This window comes from Pseudomonas sp. K5002 (genome assembly GCF_013386655.1).
In the GTDB taxonomy this organism is placed as follows: domain Bacteria; phylum Pseudomonadota; class Gammaproteobacteria; order Pseudomonadales; family Pseudomonadaceae; genus Aquipseudomonas.
In genome coordinates, this window is sequence record NZ_JACARK010001141.1 from 1 (window position 1) to 777 (window position 777).

At 64.9% G+C, this 777-nt stretch carries 1 protein-coding gene; it reads right to left on the reverse strand.

Annotation, left to right across the window (positions count from 1 at the left end; genetic code table 11):
- A partial coding sequence (locus HX846_RS34150; RefSeq protein ID WP_178967144.1) for a DEAD/DEAH box helicase occupies positions 1 to 777 on the reverse strand: 777 nt, incomplete at both ends.

Consider the following 777-nt stretch of genomic DNA (forward strand, 5'->3'; position numbering starts at 1 on the left):
GCCCTGCGCGCTGCATCAGCCGGGCTACGCCCTTGGCCGAGCCAATCTGCAGTACCCGTTCCACCGGCAGGAAATCTACCCCCAGGTCCAGGCTCGACGTACACACCACGGCCTTCAGTTGCCCCTCCTTCAGGGCTCGCTCCACCCAGTCCCGGGTTTCCCGGGACAGCGAGCCGTGGTGCAGGGCAATCACTCCGGCCCAGTCGGGGCGCGCGTCGAGCAGGGCCTGGTACCAGATTTCCGATTGTGCCCGTGTGTTGGTAAACACCAGGCAACTGCTGCTGGCATCGACTTCGGCCACCACTTGCGGGAGCATTTTCAGGCCGATATGGCCGGCCCACGGAAAGCGCTCGATAACCGGTGGCAACAGGGTGTCTACTCGCAACTGTTTGGTGGTTTGGCCTTGGACGTTGATCCCGCCGCCTTGTGGGATCAACACCTCCAACGCGTGGGCCTGATTACCCAGGGTTGCGGAAATGCCCCACACAATCAGCTCGGGGTGCCATTGCCGCAGGCGGGCGAGGGCCAGTTGCAATTGCACGCCGCGTTTGTTGCCGATCAGTTCGTGCCATTCGTCCACTACCACCATGCGCAGGTGCGACAGGCTGGCCTGGCTGTCGGCGCGGGCGAGCATCAGCGTGAGGCTTTCCGGGGTGGTGATCAGGGTGGTGGGCAGACGGCGGGTTTGGCGGGCGCGTTCGCTGCTGGTGGTGTCGCCGGTGCGCAGGCCGACGGTCCAGGGGATTTTCAGTGATTCGAGCGGGGCCTCAAGGGCGC